At 58.8% G+C, this 20,836-nt stretch carries 19 protein-coding genes; 8 read left to right on the top strand and 11 right to left on the bottom strand.

Annotated elements, in window-relative coordinates; all coding sequences use genetic code 11:
* The first annotated feature begins 41 nt into the window (after positions 1–41).
* From DU29_RS01000000130015 to DU29_RS0115455, 5 genes are all read left to right on the top strand, one after another.
* Positions 42–2,483: a beta-galactosidase gene (locus tag DU29_RS01000000130015; RefSeq protein ID WP_081832496.1), complete on the top strand. Its 2,442-nt coding sequence runs from the start codon at positions 42–44 to the stop codon at positions 2,481–2,483.
* Between the two features lie 230 nt (positions 2,484–2,713).
* The gene (locus tag DU29_RS0115470; protein WP_028622476.1) at positions 2,714–3,859 is read left to right on the top strand and encodes an EstA family serine hydrolase; all 1,146 of its coding nucleotides are present in this window, start codon (positions 2,714–2,716) and stop codon (positions 3,857–3,859) included.
* A 115-nt stretch (positions 3,860–3,974) separates the two neighbouring features.
* A complete protein-coding gene (locus DU29_RS0115465; RefSeq protein ID WP_028622475.1) occupies positions 3,975–5,084 on the top strand; it encodes an OmpA family protein in 1,110 nt (369 codons plus the stop codon).
* Positions 5,085–5,108: 24 nt separating this feature from the next.
* On the top strand, positions 5,109–5,756 hold the full coding sequence (gene pdxH, locus DU29_RS0115460; protein ID WP_028622474.1) for a pyridoxamine 5'-phosphate oxidase: 648 nt from the start codon (positions 5,109–5,111) through the stop codon (positions 5,754–5,756).
* Between the two features lie 189 nt (positions 5,757–5,945).
* Complete coding sequence (locus DU29_RS0115455; protein ID WP_028622473.1) at positions 5,946–6,410, top strand: glycine zipper 2TM domain-containing protein; 465 nt, start codon at positions 5,946–5,948, stop codon at positions 6,408–6,410.
* 169 nt (positions 6,411–6,579) lie between these two features.
* Here DU29_RS0115455 and DU29_RS0115450 read toward each other — a convergent pair whose 3' ends face one another.
* From DU29_RS0115450 to nhaA, 3 genes are all read right to left on the bottom strand, one after another.
* Positions 6,580–6,828 (bottom strand): pyocin S6 family toxin immunity protein, encoded by a 249-nt coding sequence (locus DU29_RS0115450; protein WP_028622472.1) that lies wholly within the window; start codon positions 6,826–6,828, stop codon positions 6,580–6,582.
* An 11-nt stretch (positions 6,829–6,839) separates the two neighbouring features.
* Positions 6,840–8,027, bottom strand: coding sequence for an S-type pyocin domain-containing protein (locus tag DU29_RS0115445; RefSeq protein ID WP_028622471.1), 1,188 nt, complete (start codon positions 8,025–8,027; stop codon positions 6,840–6,842).
* Between the two features lie 119 nt (positions 8,028–8,146).
* Positions 8,147–9,334 (bottom strand): Na+/H+ antiporter NhaA, encoded by a 1,188-nt coding sequence (nhaA, locus tag DU29_RS0115440; RefSeq protein ID WP_028622470.1) that lies wholly within the window; start codon positions 9,332–9,334, stop codon positions 8,147–8,149.
* 240 nt (positions 9,335–9,574) lie between these two features.
* Here nhaA and DU29_RS0115435 point away from each other — a divergent pair, with 240 nt between their 5' ends.
* Positions 9,575–10,669: a PLP-dependent cysteine synthase family protein gene (locus tag DU29_RS0115435; RefSeq protein WP_028622469.1), complete on the top strand. Its 1,095-nt coding sequence runs from the start codon at positions 9,575–9,577 to the stop codon at positions 10,667–10,669.
* A gap of 132 nt (positions 10,670–10,801) precedes the next feature.
* Here DU29_RS0115435 and DU29_RS0115430 read toward each other — a convergent pair whose 3' ends face one another.
* From DU29_RS0115430 to DU29_RS0115420, 3 genes are all read right to left on the bottom strand, one after another.
* Positions 10,802–12,415 (bottom strand): NAD(P)/FAD-dependent oxidoreductase, encoded by a 1,614-nt coding sequence (locus DU29_RS0115430; protein ID WP_028622468.1) that lies wholly within the window; start codon positions 12,413–12,415, stop codon positions 10,802–10,804.
* 95 nt (positions 12,416–12,510) lie between these two features.
* The gene (locus DU29_RS0115425; RefSeq protein ID WP_028622467.1) at positions 12,511–13,176 is read right to left on the bottom strand and encodes a COG3650 family protein; all 666 of its coding nucleotides are present in this window, start codon (positions 13,174–13,176) and stop codon (positions 12,511–12,513) included.
* A 192-nt stretch (positions 13,177–13,368) separates the two neighbouring features.
* Positions 13,369–13,968, bottom strand: a complete 600-nt coding sequence (locus DU29_RS0115420) for a short chain dehydrogenase (RefSeq protein WP_028622466.1) — start codon at positions 13,966–13,968, stop codon at positions 13,369–13,371.
* Positions 13,969–14,074: 106 nt separating this feature from the next.
* Here DU29_RS0115420 and DU29_RS0115415 point away from each other — a divergent pair, with 106 nt between their 5' ends.
* The gene (locus DU29_RS0115415) at positions 14,075–14,983 is read left to right on the top strand and encodes a LysR family transcriptional regulator (RefSeq protein WP_028622465.1); all 909 of its coding nucleotides are present in this window, start codon (positions 14,075–14,077) and stop codon (positions 14,981–14,983) included.
* A gap of 182 nt (positions 14,984–15,165) precedes the next feature.
* On the opposite strand, the gene DU29_RS0115410 is transcribed toward DU29_RS0115415, so the two are convergent.
* The 5 genes from DU29_RS0115410 to DU29_RS0115390 all read right to left on the bottom strand — a co-directional run bounded on the left by DU29_RS0115410 (position 15,166) and on the right by DU29_RS0115390 (position 20,168).
* Positions 15,166–15,867: an ABC transporter ATP-binding protein gene (locus DU29_RS0115410; RefSeq protein ID WP_028622464.1), complete on the bottom strand. Its 702-nt coding sequence runs from the start codon at positions 15,865–15,867 to the stop codon at positions 15,166–15,168.
* Positions 15,868–16,635 carry a high-affinity branched-chain amino acid ABC transporter ATP-binding protein LivG gene (livG, locus tag DU29_RS0115405; protein WP_028622463.1) on the bottom strand — a complete coding sequence of 256 codons (768 nt, stop codon included), beginning with the start codon at positions 16,633–16,635 and terminating at the stop codon, positions 15,868–15,870.
* Positions 16,632–17,888: a high-affinity branched-chain amino acid ABC transporter permease LivM gene (locus DU29_RS0115400; protein ID WP_028622462.1), complete on the bottom strand. Its 1,257-nt coding sequence runs from the start codon at positions 17,886–17,888 to the stop codon at positions 16,632–16,634. The genes livG and DU29_RS0115400 overlap by 4 nt, the downstream gene beginning before the upstream one ends.
* Positions 17,885–18,808, bottom strand: coding sequence for a high-affinity branched-chain amino acid ABC transporter permease LivH (gene livH, locus DU29_RS0115395; protein WP_028622461.1), 924 nt, complete (start codon positions 18,806–18,808; stop codon positions 17,885–17,887). The genes DU29_RS0115400 and livH overlap by 4 nt, the downstream gene beginning before the upstream one ends.
* 232 nt (positions 18,809–19,040) lie before the next feature.
* Positions 19,041–20,168, bottom strand: a complete 1,128-nt coding sequence (locus DU29_RS0115390; RefSeq protein ID WP_028622460.1) for a branched-chain amino acid ABC transporter substrate-binding protein — start codon at positions 20,166–20,168, stop codon at positions 19,041–19,043.
* Between the two features lie 338 nt (positions 20,169–20,506).
* Here DU29_RS0115390 and DU29_RS0115385 point away from each other — a divergent pair, with 338 nt between their 5' ends.
* Positions 20,507–20,812 carry a DUF2288 domain-containing protein gene (locus DU29_RS0115385; RefSeq protein WP_028622459.1) on the top strand — a complete coding sequence of 102 codons (306 nt, stop codon included), beginning with the start codon at positions 20,507–20,509 and terminating at the stop codon, positions 20,810–20,812.
* The last annotated feature ends 24 nt before the right edge of the window (positions 20,813–20,836 follow it).

Genomic DNA, 20,836 nt, shown 5'->3' with positions numbered 1-20,836 from the left:
CCACTGGCCCATTGAAGGTCGTTAGGGAGAACTTCGTTCTTATGATCCGCCGTTCGTTGCCCGCTGTTTTCGCTCTGATGTTCGCAGCCCCTGTGCTGGCCGCGCCTGCCGGTCAGCAAACGCTGTTCAACTTTGTGCGCCCCGCCGATGTCGTTCAGGTGGCGACTCAGGACGCCAGCCTGCCGCAGTCCAACGCGGAGCAAACGGCCGAAGGCGAAGTATTGCGCCGGGTGACCTTCAATCCGGTGGCTGAACCGACCTTGCGCCTGACTCCGCAAACGGGAGCCTGGGACTGGTCACAGTCCGGGGTGATGAGTTTGCGCATTCAGAGCGCAATGAATTGGGCCGTCACGCTGTACGTGAAAATCCAGAGCAATGACGGCAAGACCCTGATCAGTCGGGTCGACTTGCCGGCCGGCCCCGCGCAAACCCTGTTGGTGCCGCTGCAGCCGAGCTCTCCGCTGGGCATGGGCATGAAGGCTGGTCCGCCGATGCCGATGACGTTTGACGGCCAGCGCGTATTGCTGGCCAGCAGTGCCGGCGAACTGGATCGCAGCCAGGTGGTGTCGGTGACCCTGTCGATGGACCAGCCGAAAGTGGCACAAAGCATTTTGCTGGAGCGCTTCGGTGTGCAAAACGCCGAGGCGGTCACTCAGGCCGCTTATGGCGGACTCGTCGACGCTTACGGCCAATCGACCCGTACCAAATGGCCGGAAAAGGTCAGCAGTGACGAGCAGTTGAAAAGCGCCGCAGCCAAGGAACAGCAACAGCTGAAAACCTGGCTGGCGGAACGTCAGAAGGGCTCGCTGGACAAGTACGGCGGCTGGACTCAAGGCCCGGCCTTCAAGGCCAGCGGTTTCTTTCGCAGCGAAAAACGCGACGGCCGTTGGTATCTGGTGACACCGGAAGGGCACCCGTTCTATTCGCTTGGCGTTAACACCGTGTCGCCGAACGTCAATCAAACCTACGTTGCCGGGCGCGAGTGGATGTTTGAATCCTTGCCGAAGCCCGACGACGCGTTGGCCACTCATTACGGCGAAGGCGATAACCGCGGCGGCAACGGCGCCGACAAGGGAAGGGGTTACAACAGCGGACGCTGGTACGATTTTTACGGCGCCAATTTGCAGCGTCTGTATGGCGATCCCTGCTCGCTGGGAAGCGATACCAAGGCTGGGGTCGCGGAGGCGGCCAAGGCGGATGCGGTCGAAGCCACAGTCGAAAAAGCCACTGAGCAACCCGTCGCCCCTCCGTCAGAAGCGAAGGCCGGTGTCGCCGAAGCGGCGAAGACTGACGCGGTCGATGCAACCGTTGAGACGGCGGCCGCGCAAACGGCCTCGGAAACCTGCAAAACCGTGGTCGATGAGAAAAAGTGGGCTCATCACACACTTGATCGCCTCCAGGCTTGGGGTTTCAACACCATAGGCAACTGGAGCGCGCCCGTGTTCGACAACCTCGATAGGGTGCCCTACACCTTGCCTTTATCAATTGTCGGCGATTACGCCAGCATCAGCACCGGCACCGACTGGTGGGGCGGCATGCCTGACCCGTTTGACCCACGGTTTGCCATGGCCACTGAACGCGCCGTGGCCATTGCCGCCCGCGACCATCGCGACGATCCTTGGCTGATCGGTTACTACGCCGACAATGAACTGGCCTGGGCCGGCCCCGGCGATGATCCAAAAGCTCGCTACGCCCTGGCCTACGGTACGCTGAAAATGACCACCGACGTGCCGGCCAAGCGCGCGTTTCTCAAGCAACTTCGCGACAAATATCGCAACCAGGCTGGTCTTTCCAAGGCCTGGGGCATCGACTTACCGGCCTGGGAGTTGATGGAAGACCCCGGTTTTGTGCCGCCACTGCCAAGCGCGGAGTACCCGGAAATAGAGGCCGACTTCAAATACTTCCAGAAGGTGTTTGCCGACACTTACTTCAAGACCATCTCCGATTCGCTGAAATGGCACGCGCCAAACCAGCTGTTGCTGGGTGGGCGTTTCGCCGTAAGCACGCCTGAAGCCGTCAACTCCTGTGCTCAATACTGCGACGTGCTGAGTTTCAACATGTACACGGTGCAGCCGCAGGACGGCTATGACTTTGCAATATTGCGGAACCTGGACAAGCCTGTGCTGATCACGGAATTCAACTTCGGTTCGGCTGATCGCGGTCCGTTCTGGGGCGGCGTGACGCAGCTGGCCAAGGAAGAAGATCGCGGTGCGGCTTATGCCAACTTCCTCAAACAGGCCATCAGCGAGCCATCGATTGTCGGCGTGCACTGGTTCCAATACCTCGATCAGCCGGTAACCGGTCGTTTGCTGGACGGTGAGAATGGTCACTTCGGGCTGGTGGGCATTACCGATCTGCCGTTCCAGGGTTTTGTCGAGACTGTGCGTAAAAGCAACTTGCAGGCGGTTGACGGGCTCGTCAACGCAACAGAGAAAGCCAAGGCTGAACCAGAGAAGGCCAGCCAGACTGGCGACGCCCTTTAAGTACTGTTTTATCGTGGTTTTTCGCGAGCAAGCTCGCTCCTACATGAGGTCTGTGTATACAGAGATTCATTGTAGGAGTGAGCCTGCTCGCGATGGCGTCCGCCAAATCACTAATATTTCAACCCCATCACATGGGCAAACAACCGCCCGGCTCAACCCTGTTCCCAAAACCGCCAATGGCTGGAACAATGCGGGCCACAGCGTAGAGCGTTCAACCGAGGAAGTTGCGGGTGCAGATTCAGGGTCATTACGAGCTTAAGTTCGAAGCGGTACGTGAAGCTTTTGCGGCGTTATTCGACGATCCTCAGGAGCGCGGCGCAGCGCTGTGTATTCAGATCGGTGGGGAAACGGTGGTCGACCTCTGGGCCGGCACCGCCGACAAGGACGGCAGCGAAGCCTGGCACAGCGATACCATTGCCAATCTGTTCTCCTGTACCAAGACGTTTACCGCGGTCACTGCGCTGCAACTGGTTGCCGAAGGCAAGTTGCAACTGGATGCGCCAGTTGCTCGCTATTGGCCCGAGTTTGCGGCTGCCGGCAAGGAATCAGTCACGTTGCGTCAGTTGCTCTGCCATCAGGCAGGGTTGCCGGCGCTACGCGAAATGCTCGCCCCCGAGGCGCTTTACGACTGGCAAGCCATGGTCGATGCTTTGGCCGCCGAGTCGCCCTGGTGGACGCCGGGGGAGGGGCATGGATATGCCGCGATCACTTACGGTTGGCTGATTGGCGAGTTGTTGCGGCGCGTCGATGGCCGCGGCCCGGGTGAGTCCATTGTGGCCCGCGTGGCCAAGCCTTTGGGGCTGGACTTCCATGTCGGTCTGGCGGATGAAGAGTTTCACCGCGTGGCACACATCGCTCGAGGCAAGGGTAACGCCGGCGATGCTGCTGCCCAGCGTCTGCTTCAAGTCACCCTGCGCGAACCCACCGCCATGACGACCCGGGCATTCACCAATCCGCCTTCGGTACTAACCAGCACCAACAAACCTGAATGGCGGCGAATGCAACAGCCGGCCGCCAATGGTCATGGCAATGCGCGCAGCCTTGCGGGTTTTTACGCCGGCCTGCTGGATGGCAGCCTGCTCGAAAGCGAGATGCTTGATGAGTTGACCCGCGAACACAGCATTGGCGAAGACAAGACTTTATTGACGCGGACCCGTTTCGGTCTGGGTTGCATGCTCGATCAACCGGATGTGCCCAACGCCACTTATGGCTTGGGCTCGCGCGCGTTCGGTCATCCGGGGGCAGGCGGCTCCATCGGGTTTGCCGACCCTGAGCACGATATAGCGTTCGGCTTCGTCACCAATACGCTGGGGCCTTACGTTTTGATGGATCCGCGCGCGCAGAAGCTGGCCCGGGTGATGGCCACTTGTCTGTAAAATGTGCCGATGGGTTCCAGGGCCGGAACCCAAGTGCCTTAATGGTTTCAAATTGCCTGTTTATCCGGTTCATGCCGGCCTGATTTTTTTATGACTTCATCTTTGTGGATATCCAATGTCATCTAACAAAACTTTCGCCTTGGCCCTGTGTTTCGCCATTACCGGTTGCGCACAGACTCCGCAAAATGATGCCGATGGCAGTAGCTGGTGGCCGTTTGGTTCCTCTGACAAGGTCGCCGCAAAGGAACCAACTCCGGCTCCGGCACCGCTGAAACCTGCTGCAACTGCCCCGGTCGCCAAGGCTGAGAGCGCCAATCCATGGTATTGGCCATTCGGTTCTGAAGAAGTGCTCGACAAGAAACCTGAGATCAAACCTGAAGCCAAACCGGTCGAAGTGGCCAAGGCTGAAGCCGCAGCGGGTGGCAAATGGTGGTGGCCTTTCGGTGGTAAGGATCAGCCGACCGTCAAGGCTGTGCCACTGCCGGATCCGAAAGTGACCCAAGCCTGGCTTGACGATTACGAACCACGCCTGCGTACCGCAATCAAGGACAGCAACTTGCAACTTGAGCGTCGTGAGAACGTATTGGTAGTGACCGCACCGGTTGAAGGCTCGTTCAACCCTGACCGTCCTTCCATGCTGCTGCCGGTCACACTGGGCCCGTTCACCCGTGTCGCGAAAATTCTTGAACTCGATCCAAAGACTGCAGTGTTGGTACTCGGCCACAGTGATACGTCTGGCGCTAATCCGGCCAATGTCAAACTCAGCCAGGAACGCGCACAGGCCGTTGCCTCGATTTTCCGTCTCAGCGGTTTGCAGCGTGATCGTCTGATGCTGCGTGGCATGGGCAGCGAAGCCCCGCGCGCCGCCAACGACAGCGTTGAAGGCCGTGCCTTGAACCGTCGCGTGGAACTGTTGGTGACGCCGCAGAACACCATGGTCGCACTCCTAAGCAAGTACAACATGCCGGCACCGGCGCCAATCCGCATGGTCGCCGCGCAGGATGTCAAACCAGCCGTGGTGCCGGTTGCCCCAGCGCCTGCCGCAAAGAAAGTCGCCCCTGCACCTGCCGCGAAGAAAGCTCCGGCGAAGAAAGCGGCTGCCAAGGCTCCAGCGAAAAAAGCGCCTGCCAAGGCTGCGACCCCGGCGAAGAAAACGGCGCCGGCCAAAGCCAAGGCCCCAGCCACCGACAAGAAAGTCGCAGCTGCTGACGCTGCGAAGAAGTGATTCGTTAACCACAAGGAATGCGCCATGACCCAGGGCCTGGCTGATATGCGTCGCGACTACACCCGTGATGGCCTGACCGAGGCGCAAGCCCCGGCCGAGCCTTTCGCACTGTTCCACCAGTGGTTCGCCGACGCGGTGAAAACCGAGCAGGCGCCGGTGGAAGCCAACGCCATGACCCTGGCCACCGTCGACAAGGACGGTCGGCCGCATTGCCGCATTCTGCTGCTCAAAGGCCTCGACGAGCAGGGTTTTACGTTTTTCACCAATTACGACAGTGGCAAAGGCCAGCAGCTTGCCGCGAACCCGTTCGCGGCAATGACGTTCTTCTGGCCAGCCCTGGAGCGCCAGGTGCGGATTGAAGGTCGGGTCGTGAAAGTCACGCCTGCTGAATCCGATGCTTATTACCAGGTTCGTCCGCTGGGCAGCCGCCTGGGAGCCTGGGCTTCACCTCAAAGCCGGGTGATTGCCGATCGTGACGAACTTGAAGGGTTGCTGAAGAACACCGAGCAACGATTCAGCGAAACGCAGCCGCATTGCCCTGAGCACTGGGGTGGCTATCGCCTTCTACCTGAACGCATCGAATTCTGGCAGGGCCGACCGAGCCGTCTGCACGATCGCCTCAATTACCGTCTACAGAGCGCAAACTGGATTCTTGAACGTCTGGCACCCTGAGCAGTCTACCGAGCGGGATAGCTGACCCTTCAAGTCTGCGGCGCAGAAGACGCCATTTGGCGCTACTGTGTGGTGAATTCGCGAGACGTCTGTACCGGAACTGAATGAAACCAATTTTATCCGGGCGATACCGTGACAGGCGTCAAGCTGCGGAGTTTAATGGATACCTGTCTTTTTGGAGTTGATGCTATGCGTAAGTCTGTTCTGTTGGTTGCTTCCTTTTCCACGATGGCAATGTTGCTCACTGGCTGCCAATCGAACCTGACCGGCGACTCCTATTCCCGTGACGAAGCGCGTCGCGTGCAGACGGTTCGCATGGGCACCATCGAAGCGCTGCGCCCGGTAAAAATCGAAGGCACGAAAACCCCTATCGGCGGCGCAGCGGGTGCCGTTGTGGGTGGTGTCGGTGGTAGCGCCATCGGCGGCGGTCGTGGCAGCATCGTTGCCGCAGTGATCGGCGCAGTCGCCGGCGGCCTGCTGGGCTCCGCCACCGAAGAAGGCCTGACTCGCACCCAGGGTGTCGAAATCACCGTTCGCGAAGACGACGGCAGCATGCGTGCCTATGTGCAGCAGGTTCAGGAAAACGAAGTGTTCCGTGTCGGCGAACGTGTGCGAATCGCCACGGTGGATGGCACGAGCCGCGTTTCGCACTAAGCGGGAACGAGGGGAAAAAGAAAACCCCGATCAGGTGACTGGTCGGGTTTTTTTTACCAGTGGTCTCTACAGGTGAATAAGATCTAGTAGTTGTGAGTGGCGGACTGGATCGATGTTGAAACAATGGGCCCGCCTAACGTGCATCGAAGAAGTGACGCTTATCGCACGCTCACCCAGCGCAGGTGCCCATGTAGAACTCCAATCCTTCAGGAAACGAAACACCCAAAAGCTTGGCAAGATCCGAAACTTGTTCGTCAGTTAAAAGCAATTCCCCAGGTTCAAGGTCTTTCAGCGCTTTTCCTTCAATCAGTTGGGCAACTCGTTCGTTGAGTTCGCTGCCGTGAATGTCTAGGTCAAACTGCAGGCTGTCGTCTTGTTTCTCGTCTGGATAAAACCCAGTGATCAGTAAGTAGCGCATCGAATAATCCTTTATCTTGAGGTTTTTCTGCCAGGCTTGGCCGGTTTCGTCTGGTCGCCGGTGATATGGTTGTACTCTCCCAGATGATTTCCCAACTTGTCATATGTCTCTACTGCATTGCTCTCGTAATCCCATTCATATATTCGCCCTTTCCGGTCGACCCAACGTGCGCGTTGCTTACCGCCGCCTCGAACAGATGATTTTGACTTTACCCGCTTGGCATCAGGGAACGCAGGCAGATATTTAGGATGATTGTGGTAGTCATGATCTCCATTTTGATTAATGACAACATAAACCGGCCGAATCCCCGATCCCACCGGAAACACAAGAATGAAATCCTTGTACTCCGGCGGGTACACCGGGTTCACGATGATGCCGTCTGCCTGCTTGGTCGGCGGGTACACCCAGATGTGTGGCGCCTGCGGTGCGGCTTCCAGCGCAGGGATGCCGAGGGTGTCTGAACCGTCCACGGCCGGCGTCCAGATCAGTTCAACGCCGTCGCCAAGGTCCGCGACATATTGACTGCCCCGTGCGGTGAACTGCACGACGTCGACCATTTCCCAGTCGCGATTTTTACCGGTGTAAAAACCGTATCCCTTCAGCCTGCCCTCTGCGTCCTGCTCGATGTGCAGACGCATACGCGTCCTGGCTTTCTCCAAGGCACGCAATTGATCTTCGGTATAGAGCGCGCTGTCGCCTAGGCTGGGAGACCAGACCATGGCTACCACTGCGGCCAATACGGCAGTTGCCGTAGCGCCGACGGCCGCAATCGGCACGGCGAGCGCCGGGGTCGTCAGTGCAAATCGGCCAATGCCGAGCGCGACGGTGCTGGCGCTGATGGTTTCGAGATTGAGCAGACCGTCGTCGTCTGCAGCGCGGGCGCCGAGCCAGGCGACTTCGCCGTAATCCTTGAGACTGTCGGTCGGCACCATTCCCGAAGGATTCGAGTAATCGATGATGGCGTCCGGCAGCTTGCAGGACTTGGCGAAGACGCATCCCGCACGGATCGTTGGGTCTTTCGCTGCGGTGACCTCACGGCCGTGCTCAAAGGCCTCTTGCCGCGCGAGCATGGCATCGTAAGCACTTTGTCGTGCATCGCGCTCGGCCAGTTCGGTGGCCGTCATCAGGCGGTCCGTGACGATATGCCCGTCGCCTGAAGGTGGGTTGCGAACCCGGGGAATGTCCTTATTGCCAGCCACTGATCATCCTTGCGTTCGTACGTCGCCAGCCCCGGTGCGGGGTGGAGCGACGTTAACGAACGAGGTTGATCGTGGCTGTAGGACGCGTCTCTAGAGACGCTAAGACTTGTCTCGGTTTATCAGGAGTGCAGGGCGGCAGGTCTGCGGCTGGCGGCGGCCGTCACCGCATAGCCGATCAACGCTGCCAATATCGAACCGGTCAGAATCCCCATCCTGTCCATCCCGGCGTATTCACTCACGCCCGGCACGAATGCCAGCGAACCGACAAACAGGCTCATGGTGAAACCGATTCCGCACAGGATGGCCACGCCCAGCACCTGACCCCAATTGGCGCCTTGGGGGAGGGTAGCGATGCCGATTTTCACCGCGAGCCAGGCCAGACCGAAAACGCCCACCATCTTGCCCAGCAACAGACCGACCGCAATGCCCATCGGCACGTGATGGGTGAAGCTTTCGACGGTCACACCGCTCAGCGACAGGCCGGCGTTGGCGAAGGCGAACAGCGGCAGAATGCCGTAAGCCACCCACGGATGCAGGGCGTGTTCGAGGGCCAGCAGCGGCGAGGGCTCAGCATTTTTCGTGCGCAGCGGAATACAGAAGGCGAGGGTGACGCCGGCAAGCGTGGCGTGAACACCGCTTTTCAGTACGCAAACCCACAGGATCAAACCGATGATCATGTATGGCCCGAGTTTCACCACGCCGAGCCGGTTCATGCCGATCAGTGCCGCGATGCAGGCTGCAGCCAGCGCCAGCGAAAGGGTCGAGAGCGCGCCGGAATAGAAGATCGCGATGATGATGATTGCGCCGAGGTCGTCGATGATCGCCAGCGTCATCAGGAACAGCTTCAGCGAGACGGGAACCCGCTTGCCCAGCAGCGCCAGCACACCGAGTGCGAATGCGATGTCGGTCGCGGTGGGAATCGCCCAGCCGTCCAGTGCTGTTGGGTTGTCGCGATTAAGAAACCAGTAGATCAGCGCCGGCACGACCATGCCGCCAATCGCCGCCGCGCCGGGCAGGACGATCTGCGATGGCTTCGACAATTGGCCGTCGAGCACTTCACGCTTCACTTCCAGCCCTATCAGCAGGAAAAACATGGCCATCAGGCCATCGTTGATCCAGAGCAGTAAGGGCTTGGCGATTTTGAGTGCGCCAATCTGGGCCACCACCGGGGTGTCCAGCAGACAGTTGTAGAGCCATGACAGCGGCGAATTATTGATGACTAGAGCCAGAACGGCTGCGGCAATCAACAACAGACCGCTGGCAGCTTCCAGCTGGAAGAAACGCGTGAATGTGCTACGCAGAGGCAATGTCGCTCTCCATCGATGAATTCAAAAGGTGGCACACCCTAACTCGTACCGTTAGTTGTTAAAACAAAAGTTATATTCTTTTTTGTTATATGCCGTTACAAGGAAGCAGGCCTTGGAAGAACTGAGCCTAGCAGTTGCCAGACGTATTCAGACTCAGCTGTATCTGTGCGTGTTGTAGGTTTTTTCCTAAGCTGACGGAATGAGCCTTGCGACAAGGCCGACTCAACGAGAAAAACAAGCATGAGTGACAATCGACAATGGGCCCGCGAAGCCATTCGGATCATTGAAGCGGACTTCCAGCGCAGCGCCGACACGCACCTGATTCCCTTGGCTCTGCCGGGCTTTCCCGGTATCGAATTGTATTTCAAGGACGAGTCGAGCCACCCCACCGGCAGCCTCAAGCATCGTCTGGCGCGTTCTCTGTTTCTTTACGCTTTGTGCAACGGCTGGCTCAAACCCGGCGCGCCGGTGATCGAAGCGTCGAGCGGTTCGACGGCGATTTCCGAAGCCTACTTCGCCCGCCTGCTGGGTGTTCCGTTTATTGCAGTGATGCCGGCGACCACGTCCAGGGAGAAGATCGCGCAGATTGAGTTCTATGGCGGCAAGAGTCATCTGGTGGAAGATCCGACGCAGATCTACGCCGAATCCGAACGACTGGCGCGTGAGCACGATGGTCACTTTATCGACCAGTTCACCTACGCGGAGCGCGCCACTGACTGGCGGGCGAACAACAATATCGCCGAATCGATTTTTCAGCAGATGCGTTTCGAGTTGCACCCTGAGCCGAGCTGGCTCATCTCCAGCCCCGGCACTGGCGGGACCACCGCGACACTGGGCCGTTACGTGCGTTATCGCCAGCATTGCACGCGCGTGCTGTGTGCCGATGCCGAGCGTTCGGTGTTTTTCGATTACTACCTGACCGGTGATGCCAGCCTGACGCTGGCTCATGGGTCGCGCATCGAAGGCATCGGTAGGCCACGGGTTGAAGCGTCGTTCCTGCCCAAGGTGATCGATGCGATGGTCAAAGTGCCGGACGCGCTGTCGCTGGCGGCCATGCATTATCTGGCGCAGCGCTTGGGACGTCGGGTTGGCGGATCAAGCGGGACCAATCTGATCGGTGCCTTGATGGCGGCGCAACAGATGGCAGGAGCGGGGGAGTCGGGGTCGATCGTGGCGATTTTGTGCGACGGCGGCGAGCGATATGAGACGAGTTATTACAATCAAGGCTGGCTCAAGGCGCAGGGGTATGAGCTAAGTGGGTTGATTGATGCTGTGGCCGCGAGCGTCGAGCGCGGTGAGCCGGTGCCGGACACCGTGCTGCGCGCGAATATCTGACACTCCAGAGAGCAACTGTGGGAGCGGGCTTGCTCGCGAAAGCGCTGGATCAGCCAACATCTGCGTAATGTTGATCCGCCTTCGCGAGCAAGCCCGCTCCCACAGGGTTCTGTGTTGTTTCAGAATCGCGGGTCAGGCCTCGATACCGAGAATATCCCGCGCCACGGCTTCCGCAATCCGGATCCCGTCGACGCCCGCCGACAGAATCCCGCCCGCATAACCAGCGCCTTCACCGGCCGGGAACAGGCCCTTCACATTCATGCTCTGCATCGACTCATTGCGGGTGATCCGCAGTGGCGAAGACGTACGCGTCTCGATCCCGGTCAGCACCGCGTCATGCAGCGAATAACCGCGAATCTGCTTCTCGAACGCCGGCAATGCTTCGCGAATCGCTTCGATAGCAAAGGCCGGCAAGGCCAGGGCCAGATCGCCCAGAGCAACGCCCGGCTTGTAGGATGGTTCAACACTGCCTAGCTCGGTCGACGGCCTGCCGGCGATAAAATCACCCACCAGTTGCGCCGGCGCTTCGTAGTTGCTGCCGCCCAGCACAAACGCGTGAGACTCCAGACGTTCCTGCAACTCGATACCCGCCAGCGGACCGCCCGGATAATCGACCTCAGGCGTGATCCCGACGACGATCCCCGAGTTGGCATTACGCTCGTTGCGCGAATACTGACTCATGCCGTTGGTGACCACACGATTCGGCTCGGAAGTCGCGGCGACAACCGTGCCACCTGGGCACATGCAGAAGCTGTACACCGAGCGGCCATTCTTGGCGTGATGCACCAATTTGTAATCGGCGGCCCCGAGTTTCGGGTGCCCGGCGTATTTGCCGAGGCGTGCACGGTCGATCAGCGACTGCGGGTGCTCGATGCGAAAACCCACCGAGAACGGTTTGGCTTCCATGAACACACCACGGCCGTGGAGCATGCGGAAGGTGTCCCGGGCGCTGTGGCCGAGCGCGAGAATCACGTGCCTGGAGTGAATCTGTTCGCCGCCATCGAGCTCGACGCCGACCAGTTGGCCGTCCTCGATCAGTACATCGGTGACACGCTGCTGAAAGCGCACTTCGCCGCCCAATGCGCGAATCTGCTCACGCATGTTTTCCACTACACCCGTCAGACGGAACGTACCAATGTGCGGTTTGCTGACGTAGAGAATTTCGTCCGGCGCGCCGGCTTTGACGAACTCGTGCAGGACTTTGCGACCGATGAACTTCGGATCCTTGATCTGGCTGTAAAGCTTGCCGTCGGAGAATGTCCCGGCGCCACCTTCACCAAATTGCACGTTGGACTCGGGATTGAGCACGTTTTTACGCCACAGGCCCCACGTGTCCTTGGTGCGCTGACGCACTTCGGTGCCGCGTTCGAGGATGATCGGCTTGAAGCCCATCTGCGCCAGCAGCAACCCGGCGAAGATCCCGCACGGCCCGAACCCTACGACTACCGGGCGCTGTGCCAGGTCAGCTGGTGCCTGGCCAACCGGCTTATAGCTGACATCTGGCGCTACGTTGACGTTGCGGTCGTCGGCGAACCTGTGCAGCAACACCGCCTCGTCGCGAACGTTGAGATCAATGGTGTAGATAAAGCACAGCTCGGAGGATTTTTTGCGTGCATCGTAGCTGCGTTTGAACAAGGTGAAGTCGAGCAGATCATCGCTGGCGATGCCCAGGCGCTGCACGATGGCAGGGCGCAGGTCTTCTTCGGGATGGTCGATAGGCAGCTTGAGTTCAGTGATTCGTAACATGACGGGATCCGGTTCGCGGGGCGCACAACTGCGCCAAGGCGTTTGAAGGCGGCGATTATAAGCCGCAACCGCCGCATCCCGTGAGGCTAAAACGATCAGTCGTCGCGCGAGCCGCCGAAATACCCGCAGCCGCGCTGCACCTGGCCATCGATGCGCAATTCGGCGCTCATGTGTTGAACACTGCCGGTGCTGCTGTCGACGCAACGTTGCGGCGCCACCCACAGTTCGATGTGCTGATTATTGATTTCGGTGCTGAGGTTGAAGCGGCCATCGCCCAGTTGTTCCTCGACGTAAGGCACGGCCAAGGGTGGTTGACCGGCGCGGTCGATGATCATGCCTTTGCCACTGACTTGGACATTCCACTCCGGACCATGGCCGGCAGCCCGCAGAATCAGTTGTTTGAAGTTCGGATCGTTGCACGCTGCGCCTGAACGTTCGACACGGTAGAGTTGTGCCAGATCGATTCGGCTTTCATTGCCGCTGCTGACCACTCGCCCGCGCACATCGGCGAACAGCTTGCCTTGAGCATCGGCCAGGGTCGCGGCCTCTTGCAGAACGCTGGTGCCACCGGTGTCGTTGACCACATAGCTGCGCTGCTCGCCGCACGGCTGGAACAGCAATTTGCCGTCGGCGGCGGTCAGTTGACCCTGCAGGCGGGTCTGGCCCACATGCGAGGCGCTTTCCCGCTGGCCATCAAACAGCTGACAGGCAGCGAACAGAGGCAGCAGGGTAACAAGGACTAAGGAACGGGCAACGCGCATCTTTGGCTCTCCTGACAAGTGCCGCCACGTTACTGAGCCTGGCCGTTCATCACAACCCCGACGGATGCCTGATTTGGGTGCATCGATTAACCTGTAGGAGCCGGCTTGCTGGCGATGAACGATGATGCGGTGTTTCAGTCTGACCGCGTTGCGCCCATCGCGAGCGAGCTTGCTCCTACAGATCGTGGTGGGTCAACCTACGTGATAGGTCTGACCCGTCTGCAGGCCTTCAACACTTTTCGCGTAAGCCAACGCCACATCGGCTGCCGGAACCGGTTTGTAGCCGCGGAAGTATGGCGCGTACTTGCCCATGGCTTCGAGCAATACCGTCGGGCTCACCGAGTTAACGCGCAAGCCGCGAGGCAGCTCAGTGGCCGCAGCACGCACGAAGCTGTCGATGGCGCCGTTGACCAGCGCTGCCGAGGCGCCAGTGCGAATCGGGTCATGACTGAGCACGCCGGTGGTGAAGGTGAACGAGCCGCCATCATTGGCAAATTCCCGCCCAATCAGCAGCAAATTGACTTGGCCCATCAGCTTGTCTTTCAGCCCCAGCGAAAAACTGTCTTCAGTCATTTCGACCAAAGGCGCAAAGGTCACGTTGCCGGCAGCGCAGATCAGTGCGTCGAATTTGCCAGTCTGTTCGAACAGCTTGCGAATCGAAGCGCTGTCGCTGATATCCACCCGATAGTCGCCGCTGTTACGGCCAATGCGGATGATCTCATGGCGTTCGGCAAGCTCTTTGTCGATGGCTGAGCCGATAGTGCCTGTGGCGCCAATCAAAAGAATCTTCATGTTGCTGTTCCTCGTAGTGAATAAACGAGTCGTCAGTCTAGGGTGATTTTTTCTGCGGATAAGTGCACTAATGGGCAACCTTTGGTTTTCAAATGGAAACAATCCCATGAGCGAGTTGGATGACCTGGCGGCGTTCGCTGTGCTGGTCGACGCCGGCAGTTTCACCTTGGCGGCGCAACAGTTGGGTTGCAGTAAGGGGCAGCTGTCAAAGCGCATCAGTCTGTTGGAAGCACGGTTCTCCGTAGTCTTGCTGCAACGGACGACCCGCCGACTCAGTCTCACCGCGGCGGGCGCGGCCTTGTTGCCCCAGGCCCAGGCGCTTGTAGTCCAGGTGGAAAGGGCGCGTCAGGCATTGGCACGATTGAAGGACGACATGGCCGGGCCGGTGCGTATGACGGTTCCGGTCTCGCTGGGTGAAACCTTCTTCGACGGTCTGTTGCTGGAGTTTTCTAAGCAATACCCGAACGTGCAGATCGAGCTCGACCTTGCCAACAGCTATCGTGACCTGTCCCGCGACGGCTTCGATCTGGCGGTTCGCTCAGAGGTTGGCAATGACGAGCGTCTCGTGGCCAAACCGCTGCTCGCCTGGCATGAGATGACCTGCGCCAGCCCCGCGTATCTTGAACAATACGGCGAGCCATCCAGCCCGCACGACCTGGCCGAGCATCGCTGCCTGCTTAACAGCCATTACAGCGGGCGTGAAGAATGGCTTTATCACCAGCAACACGAACTGGTGCGGGTACGGGTCTCAGGGCCGTTCTCCAGCAACCATTACAGCCTGTTGAAAAAAGCGGCATTAGCCGGTGCTGGAATTGCGCGCTTGCCTTCGTACCTGCTGCAAACGGAACTGGCTGACGGCCGATTGCGCTGGCTCCTGCGTGATTATCAGACGCGGACCATGCCGATGTACCTCGTGCACCCGTATCAAGGCGGGTTGCCAAAACGCACGCAGGTGTTGGCGGATTATCTGATTGGGTGGTTCAAGCGCAGTGGCGAGGCGTTGGACAAACTCTGACACGGCACACACCCCCTGTAGGAGCTGGCTTGCCAGCGATCACGTTCTAGCATTCAAAAAACACGTTGAATGACACATCGCTATCGCTGGCAAGCCAGCTCCTACAGGGTTTTGGGTGTTCTGGGGGTGTGGGCGCGCACAAAAAAACGGCCCGAGGGCCGTTTTCTTTTTACCGCAAAGACTCAACCGCCGAGATACGCTTCGCGCACTTTCGGATCAGTCAGCAGCGACTCACCCGTACCCTGCATCACCACGCGGCCGTTCTCCAGAACGTACGCGCGGTCAGCGATTTTCAGCGCCTGGTTGGCGTTCTGCTCGACCAGGAACACCGTCACACCGTCCTTGCGCAGCTGTTCGATGATGTCGAAAATCTGCTGGATGATGATCGGTGCCAAGCCCAGCGATGGCTCGTCGAGCAGCAGCAGCTTCGGCTTGCTCATCAGTGCACGGCCGATGGCGAGCATTTGCTGTTCGCCGCCGGACATGGTGCCGCCGCGTTGGGCAAAGCGTTCTTTCAGGCGTGGGAAAAGTTCGAGAACCTTGTCCATCTGTTCCTGATAATCGCCTTTGTCAGTGAAAAATCCGCCCATGGCGAGGTTTTCTTCGACGGTCAGGCGAGCGAATACCCGTCGACCTTCCGGCACGACCGCAATGCTTTTGCGCATGATCTGCGACGAGTCCAGGCCAACAAGTTCTTCACCCATGTAACGGATGCTGCCGCTGTGGGCTTGCGGCGAACCGCAAAGCGTCATCAGCAAGGTCGACTTGCCGGCGCCGTTGGCGCCGATCAGCGTGACAATTTCGCCCTGACGGACTTCAACGTTGACGTCGTGCAGGGCCTGAATCTTGCCGTAGAAGGTGGAAACGTTTTCAAATTGCAGCATTTACGCTTCCCCCAGGTAGGCTTTGATCACTTCAGGATTGTCGCGGATCTGTTCCGGCGTGCCGTCTGCCAATGGTGTGCCCTGGTTGATCACGACAATGTGGTCGGAAATGCTCATGACCAGCTTCATGTCGTGTTCGATCAGCAGCACGGTGACGTTGTGCTCTTCGCGCAACATGCTGATCAGTGCTTTCAGGTCCTCGGTTTCCTTCGGGTTCAGGCCGGCGGCCGGTTCGTCGAGCATAAGGATCCGCGGGCGGGTCATCATGCAGCGAGCGATTTCCAGCCGACGTTGCTGACCGTAGGCCAGCGTGCCGGCCGGACGGTTGGCGAACGCTGTGAGGTTGACCTTGTCGAGCCAGTACTCGGCAAATTCCATTGCCTCGCGCTCACTCTTGCGAAAGGCCGGCGTCTTGAACAGACCGGACAGGAAGTTGGTGTTCAGGTGACGGTGCTGCGCGATCAACAGGTTCTCGACCGCCGTCATGTCCTTGAACAGCCGCACGTTCTGGAAGGTGCGCACCACGCCTTTGAGAGCAATCTTGTGGCCGGGCAGACCCTGGATCGGCTCGCCGTCCAGCAGGATGCTGCCACCGCTCGGCTTGTAGAAACCGGTCAGGCAGTTGAACACGGTGGTCTTGCCGGCACCGTTAGGGCCGATCAGTGCAACGACCTGTTTTTCCTTGACGGTCAGGGCGACGCCGTTGACCGCCAGCAAGCCGCCGAAGCGCATGCTCAGATTTTCGACTTTAAGGATCTCGCGACTCATTTACGCAGCTCCATGTGTGGACGTTGCATAGGCAGCAGGCCTTGAGGACGCCAGATCATCATCAGCACCATCAAGGCGCCGAACATCAACATGCGGTACTCACTGAATTCACGCATCATTTCAGGCAGCAGGATCATCACCACGGCAGCCAGGATCACGCCCAGTTGCGAGCCCATGCCACCCAGTACGACGATGGCGAGAATGATCGCCGACTCGATGAAGGTGAAGGACTCCGGCGTCACCAGACCCTGACGGGCGGCGAAGAAGCTGCCGGCGAAACCGGCGAAGGCGGCGCCCAGGGTGAAGGCCGACAGCTTGATCACTGTAGGATTGAGACCCAGCGCACGGCAGGCGATCTCGTCTTCACGCAACGCTTCCCACGCCCGGCCGATCGGCATGCGCAGCAAACGGTTGATCACGAACAGTGCAGCCAGGGCCAGCAACAGCGCAACCAGGTACAGGAAAATCACCTTGTTGATCGAGTTATAGGCCAGGCCGAAATACTCGTGGAACGTCTGCATGCCTTCTGCCGCTTTACGCTCGAAGGTGAGCCCGAAGAACGTCGGCTTTTCGATGTTGCTGATGCCGTTCGGGCCACCCGTAATGTCGGTGAGGTTACGCAGGAACAGGCGAATGATTTCACCGAAGCCCAGGGTCACGATTGCCAGGTAGTCGCCGCGTAGACGCAGTACCGGGAAGCCGAGCAGGAAGCCAAAAGTGGCCGCCATCAGGCCGGCGATCGGCAGACAGATCCAGAAGCCCAGACCCAGATAGTGCGACAGCAATGCATAGCTGTACGCCCCGACGGCATAGAAACCGACGTAACCCAGATCGAGCAGACCGGCGAGACCGACCACGATGTTCAGGCCAAGACCGAGCATCACGTAGATCAGCACCAGCGTGGCAATATCCACCGCACCGCGAGAACCGAAGAACGGCCACACCAGCGCGCCGGCAACCAGCGCAATGATGATCCAGCGCTGAGTGTTTGGCAGGGTCAGGAAGTTGCTGGCCTTGGCCGGGATCAACGGCATGTTGGGCGAGGAACGCCAGGCCGAGCTGATCTGCTGGTCAAACAGCACCCGCAGGAACATCAGCACCGAGCACACCGCGATCGTGATCAACGTGGCACTGCTGGTGCCGTGTACTTCCAGGTGGATGCCGACGATGGTCAATTTCAGACCCAGTACCGGGTAAGCCACGGCCCACACCAGCAAGGCACTGAACAGTGCCTGTTTAAGATTCCTAGTCATACTTTTTCAACCTCCGGACGGCCCAGGATGCCGGTCGGCCGGAACAACAGAACCAGAACCAACAAGCCGAAAGCCACGACGTCCTTGTACTGGTCGCCGAAGATATCGGCACCAAAGGCTTCCGCCACCCCTAAGACCAGCCCGCCGAGCATGGCGCCGGGGATGCTGCCGATACCGCCCAGTACCGCTGCGGTGAACGCCTTGAGTCCAACGAGGAAACCGGCGTTCGGGTTGATCACACCGTATTGCATGCTCAACAGGACGGCTGCGATGGCTGCCAGTGCTGCACCGATGACGAAGGTCAGGGCAATGATGTTGTTGGTATTGATACCCAGCAGGTTGGCCATCTTGATGTCTTCGGCGCAGGCGCGGCAGGCACGTCCGAGGCGAGAGCGGGAGATGAACATTGTCAGGCCGAGCATGGCGACGAAGGTCACCACGAATACCACGATTTGCATGTAGGAAATCAGCACTTCCTGTGCACCACCTGGCCCGAAGGTAAAATTGCCCGGGATCAGGTTGGCGATGGATTTGTCCTTGGAGTCTTGCGCCAGCAGAACCGTGTTCTGCAGGAAGATCGACATGCCGATGGCCGAAATCAGCGGGATCAGACGGTTACTGCCGCGCAAGGGGCGGTAGGCGACGCGTTCGATGCTGTAACCGTAGGCACTGGTCACGACGATGGTCGCGATGAAAGCAGCGGTGATCAACAGCGGCACGCTGTCGAGTCCCAGCATGGCCAGCCCGGCGATGGCGATGAAGGCCACGTAAGAGCCGATCATGTACACCTCGCCGTGGGCGAAGTTGATCATTCCAATGATGCCGTAAACCATCGTATAGCCGATGGCAATCAGGGCATACGTGCTGCCAATGGTCAGGCCATTAACCAGCTGTTGGAGGAAGTGATAGATGTCAGGCATTACAGCGCTCCTAAAAACCTGATACGCATTTCACTGGTGGAGTCATTTTCCTGCTCGAGCCCCGTGGATCTGCACCCACTTCGAACGCGAGGTTTGCCAGCGAACCGCTGATGACGGTTTTGAGATTTTCAGGTGGGGAGACTGGCGGATCACGCCAGCACGGCCCAATACGTTCGTAAAACAAAGCCCACGGCACGCCGTGGGCTTTATTGGCAGTCAGTCAGGCAAGGCCTTACTGAGGCGAAGCTTCAGTTTTTGGTTTACCGAAGTGCCACTCGTAAACCACAAATTTGAAGTCTTTCAGGTCGCCCTTGGCGTCGAAGCTCAGGTCGCCAGTCGGGGTCTTGAAGGTACCGGCGTGAATGGCTTCAGCCACCTTCGCAGCGTCTTCGCTCTTCGCAGCCTTGATGCCTTCTGCAATCACGGTTACCGCCGAGTAGGACGGGAACACGAACGGACCGCTTGGATCTTCTTTCTTGGCTTTGAATGCGTCAGCCAAGGCAATGTTGGCTGGATCCTGGTCGAAGGATTTCGGCAGGGTCACCAGCAGACCTTCGGAGGCCTTCTGAGCAATCTGCGAGATCGAGTCGTTGCCCACGCCTTCCGGACCCATGAACTTGGCTTTCAGGCCTTTTTCATCAGCCTGACGCAGGATCAGACCCAGCTCAGGGTGGTAGCCGCCGTAGTAGACGAAGTCAACGTTGGCTTGCTTGAGTTTCTGGATGATCGAGGAGAAATCCTTGTCGCCGGCGTTGATGCCTTCGAACACGGCAACCTTGGTGCCTTTGGTCTCAAGCGTTTGCTTGACGGCGGTAGCGATGCCTTCACCGTATTGTTGCTTGTCGTGCAGCACAGCAACGATTTTCGGTTTGACGTGATCGGCAATGTAGTTACCGGCGGCAGGGCCCTGCGCGCTGTCCAGACCGATGGTACGGAAGACCATTTTGTAACCGCGGGAGGTGATGTCCGGGCTGGTAGCAGCCGGGGTGATCATGATCACGCCTTCGTCTTCGTAAATGTCCGAAGCCGGTTGAGTGGAGCTGGAGCACAGGTGACCGACCACGAACTTGACGCCGTCGTTGACGACTTTGTTCGCAACAGCCACGGCTTGTTTCGGATCGCAGGCATCGTCGTATTCAACGGCTTCGAGTTTCTTGCCGTCGACGCCGCCCTTGGCGTTGATTTGCTCGATGGCCATTTTAGCGCCACTGAACTGCATGTCGCCGTATTGGGCTACAGGACCGGTCTTGGGGCCGGCGATGCCGATCTTGATCGTGTCAGCTGCGAACGAATGGCTGGCAACCCCTGCCAGAGCCATTGCGGCAAACAGTTTGGAAATCTGCTTAGTAGCCTTAGTCATAGTGCTCCACTCTTACTGTTGTAGTTTTTATAGTCCTGGCGCCGTAGCAGCAGAACCGGGTCAGATATCTTGGATATCCTCCGGAAAATGCCCCCGACAACTGTACCGGTACAGTGTAGAGCGCCGATTGTTAGCCTGGGAAGCTGGCGCCGGGGGGCAAAACCTGAGGGTGTCGCGTATTTGAAAGAAAAAGACAGAATGGCGGCGGGGTTATAGCTGACCTGTCAGCAATCCTTGGCTTTCCTGCACTTCTCAATCGGTGACTCAATTGCATCCGGGTTTTTCTGACGGACCACCGACGTTATCATTCACGCCGATTTCTTCTCCGGACAGGACCCATGACTCAAGAACCTAGCACCCTCTATGCCAAGCTGCTTGGCGAGACCGCAGCAATTACCTGGAAAGAGCTAGAACCGTTCTTTGCCAAGGGTGCCCTGTTATGGGTCGATCCGGCTCTCGATTTGATTGCAGCCGCCGAGGCAGTGGCCACGGACGACGGTCAGAAAGTCGCTGCCTGGTTGACTGCCGACGAGGTTGCCAAGCTGTCTGAAACACGGGCGCTGGATCTGTTCGAGCGCGATCCGGAATTGTGGGCAGTTGTAGTTTCGCCGTGGATCCTGATCCAGGAAAGGGCGACGAAATGAAGCTTGCACCGGTTTGGTGCTGGC

It is taken from the genome of Pseudomonas sp. Ant30-3 (assembly GCF_000690905.1).
GTDB lineage: Bacteria > Pseudomonadota > Gammaproteobacteria > Pseudomonadales > Pseudomonadaceae > Aquipseudomonas.
This window is presented reverse-complemented; position numbering and strand designations above follow the sequence as displayed.

Bases quoted from the DNA above. Each gene is read 5' to 3' on its own strand.
- DU29_RS0115420 (WP_028622466.1), bottom strand. From the start codon at position 13,968: ATGAAGATTCTTTTGATTGGCGCCACAGGCACTATCGGCTCAGCCATC.
- DU29_RS0115390 (WP_028622460.1), bottom strand. From the start codon at position 20,168: ATGACTAAGGCTACTAAGCAGATTTCCAAACTGTTTGCCGCAATGGCT.
- DU29_RS0115400 (WP_028622462.1), bottom strand. From the start codon at position 17,888: ATGACTAGGAATCTTAAACAGGCACTGTTCAGTGCCTTGCTGGTGTGG.
- DU29_RS0115385 (WP_028622459.1), top strand. From the start codon at position 20,507: ATGACTCAAGAACCTAGCACCCTCTATGCCAAGCTGCTTGGCGAGACC.
- DU29_RS0115425 (WP_028622467.1), bottom strand. From the start codon at position 13,176: ATGCGCGTTGCCCGTTCCTTAGTCCTTGTTACCCTGCTGCCTCTGTTC.
- DU29_RS0115430 (WP_028622468.1), bottom strand. From the start codon at position 12,415: ATGTTACGAATCACTGAACTCAAGCTGCCTATCGACCATCCCGAAGAA.
- DU29_RS0115455 (WP_028622473.1), top strand. From the start codon at position 5,946: ATGCGTAAGTCTGTTCTGTTGGTTGCTTCCTTTTCCACGATGGCAATG.
- livG (WP_028622463.1), bottom strand. From the start codon at position 16,635: ATGAGTCGCGAGATCCTTAAAGTCGAAAATCTGAGCATGCGCTTCGGC.
- DU29_RS01000000130015 (WP_081832496.1), top strand. From the start codon at position 42: ATGATCCGCCGTTCGTTGCCCGCTGTTTTCGCTCTGATGTTCGCAGCC.
- DU29_RS0115450 (WP_028622472.1), bottom strand. From the start codon at position 6,828: ATGCGCTACTTACTGATCACTGGGTTTTATCCAGACGAGAAACAAGAC.
- livH (WP_028622461.1), bottom strand. From the start codon at position 18,808: ATGCCTGACATCTATCACTTCCTCCAACAGCTGGTTAATGGCCTGACC.
- pdxH (WP_028622474.1), top strand. From the start codon at position 5,109: ATGACCCAGGGCCTGGCTGATATGCGTCGCGACTACACCCGTGATGGC.
- DU29_RS0115415 (WP_028622465.1), top strand. From the start codon at position 14,075: ATGAGCGAGTTGGATGACCTGGCGGCGTTCGCTGTGCTGGTCGACGCC.
- DU29_RS0115465 (WP_028622475.1), top strand. From the start codon at position 3,975: ATGTCATCTAACAAAACTTTCGCCTTGGCCCTGTGTTTCGCCATTACC.
- DU29_RS0115410 (WP_028622464.1), bottom strand. From the start codon at position 15,867: ATGCTGCAATTTGAAAACGTTTCCACCTTCTACGGCAAGATTCAGGCC.
- DU29_RS0115435 (WP_028622469.1), top strand. From the start codon at position 9,575: ATGAGTGACAATCGACAATGGGCCCGCGAAGCCATTCGGATCATTGAA.